The organism is Flectobacillus sp., assembly GCF_049240685.1.
In the GTDB taxonomy this organism is placed as follows: Bacteria; Bacteroidota; Bacteroidia; order Cytophagales; family Spirosomataceae; genus Flectobacillus.
In genome coordinates this window covers 6,684-8,565 of record NZ_JBMLSD010000291.1, presented here as the reverse complement: position 1 = coordinate 8,565, position 1,882 = coordinate 6,684, and the positions used below count along the sequence as shown (strand labels likewise).

3 protein-coding genes are annotated in these 1,882 nt (G+C 38.2%); all 3 read right to left on the bottom strand.

Annotation, left to right across the window (positions count from 1 at the left end; all coding sequences use genetic code 11):
* Positions 1-467: DUF2911 domain-containing protein (locus ACOVQ4_RS13285; protein WP_421821117.1), on the bottom strand; the 467-nt coding region annotated here is incomplete at its 3' end.
* A gap of 119 nt (positions 468-586) precedes the next feature.
* Complete coding sequence (locus tag ACOVQ4_RS13280) at positions 587-1,426, bottom strand: SdiA-regulated domain-containing protein (RefSeq protein WP_421821116.1); 840 nt, start codon at positions 1,424-1,426, stop codon at positions 587-589.
* A gap of 150 nt (positions 1,427-1,576) precedes the next feature.
* Positions 1,577-1,876, bottom strand: coding sequence for a SelT/SelW/SelH family protein (locus tag ACOVQ4_RS13275; protein WP_421821118.1), 300 nt, complete (start codon positions 1,874-1,876; stop codon positions 1,577-1,579).
* Between the last annotated feature and the right edge of the window lie 6 nt (positions 1,877-1,882).

Below are 1,882 nucleotides of genomic sequence, written 5' to 3'. Positions count from 1 at the left end.
CCTGAGTTTTCAGCAGTAATTGTGAATTTCTCTGTCATAGCACCTGCTTTTGCTGGTACTTTTACACGTAAAGCATCATCTGACTCTTTGTAGTCGTAGGCACCCCATTGGTTTGATTTTTTGTTGAAAATAATTACCCATTCTTTTTCGCCAGGGATAGAGAACAATGCGTATTTCCCTGCTTTCAATGCTTTTCCTTCAACTGTTACGTCCTTTGATACTTCAAAAACTGTAGCTTCGTTTGCACCAGTACGCCATACTTTGCCATAAGGAGCCAAGTCACCAGCCCATACGTTACGACCTTTTACCGATGGTTGGCTATAGTCGATTTTGATAGTAGCGCCGTTTACGGTAGCTGTGGCAGTTGCTGGAGGTGATGGTCTTTTAGCTTTGTCACCTGCGCCATGTTGTGCTTTACCTACAAAAGCAATAAGAGTTAGTAAAGACAAGAAAAGTAATTTTTTCATTTTGTAAAATGGTTTTGATTGAAAGTACGCTATACTATTTCATTTATGATATTAACGAAATTTAGGTCGAAAGTTCTTTAAAATCTCTCTGAGTTTTTGATTTTTTCCCTGAACAACACCTATTTCACGCTTTTCGGAGAAAATTGTAAGATATAACCCGACTTTCCATTTCCTTCCGACGAAATAAATAATTCACCCTGAGGCGTGAAGCATATTCCTTCGGGTTGTGTGTATAAGCTTGGGTCTAAATCTATGATAGCTTTTTTGTGACCATCCTCTGCCAACACCAGCAGTTTTTTGCCTTGTGATGCGATGATATAGGTATCGCCATTTAAAGGATGAATGGCTATACCTGATGGACGAAATTCTTTGCCACCTTTATCTGTTTTTACTTGAGATTCGGGGATACCAATGTATTTGAACAAAGACTGATTGTTGAGATTATAGGCATAAATCATCTTTACATCGTCTTTGTCTTTGCTTCTCTGCTTGGCAGCCAATAACAAATAGTTCTTCTTGGGGTCATAGCTCAAACCTTCATATTCTTTGACGTCTTTGTGCGAACAATCGAGGTCTCTTTCAAATGGCTCTTCTATTTTGAAACTATGGATTTTACCATTGCTTTTCAGGATAAATATTTCGTCGCCTACCACTTCTACTCCTTCATAGTCTCCAGCCTTGCCAAAATCGACTTTTTTGACAATTTCTTTTTTGACAAAATCATAAATAAAAAGTGTTCCTTCTTCGTCGTTGACACAAGCCAATTGGTTTTTCTTGTAAAAAGACAAACCCGAAATCTCGTCGAGCGCTCTAGGTAATAGATACTTTTGTACAGGTTTATTTAAGTTATAGGGAATACTTTCACCTTTAACCTCTTCTTTTTCAGCATTTTCAGCTTTTTTGGCTGAACAAGCTACTAAGAGACCAAGTGCACAAAAGCCCAAAATAAGTTTTTTCATAATAGTTTCTTTATAAGTGATGAATTATTGGATTGCGGGTTTCGGATGTTGGATTTCAGAATTATCAAAAACTGTATTTCAAACACTCCTGAAATCAGCAATCCCAAATCCGCAATTGCTAAGGTTCTTCTGACAGAACCATTATTTACTTTAGCTTTTATTTTTATCCGAATGCCCAAGGCTTTTTTCTGGACAAACTTTATCTCGCACCAATTGCTTTAATTCTTTAATTTCGGGAAAACGCCCTTCTCTTTTTCGGTCAAAAAGAATTTCATCTTCGACCATAATAGTAAATCGCCCTGCAATTTCGGAAGGAATGAGCGCCACTTCGCCTAAGTCCTCCGCAAAGGTAGTAAGTAATTCCTGAGCCATCCAAGCCGAGCGCATCAGCCAGTTGCATTTCGGACAATACTCTATCGACAAACGAGGTTTTGTTCGGATTGTTGTCATTTTAGT

Bases quoted from the DNA above. Each gene is read 5' to 3' on its own strand.
- ACOVQ4_RS13280 (WP_421821116.1), bottom strand. From the start codon at position 1,426: ATGAAAAAACTTATTTTGGGCTTTTGTGCACTTGGTCTCTTAGTAGCT.
- ACOVQ4_RS13275 (WP_421821118.1), bottom strand. From the start codon at position 1,876: ATGACAACAATCCGAACAAAACCTCGTTTGTCGATAGAGTATTGTCCG.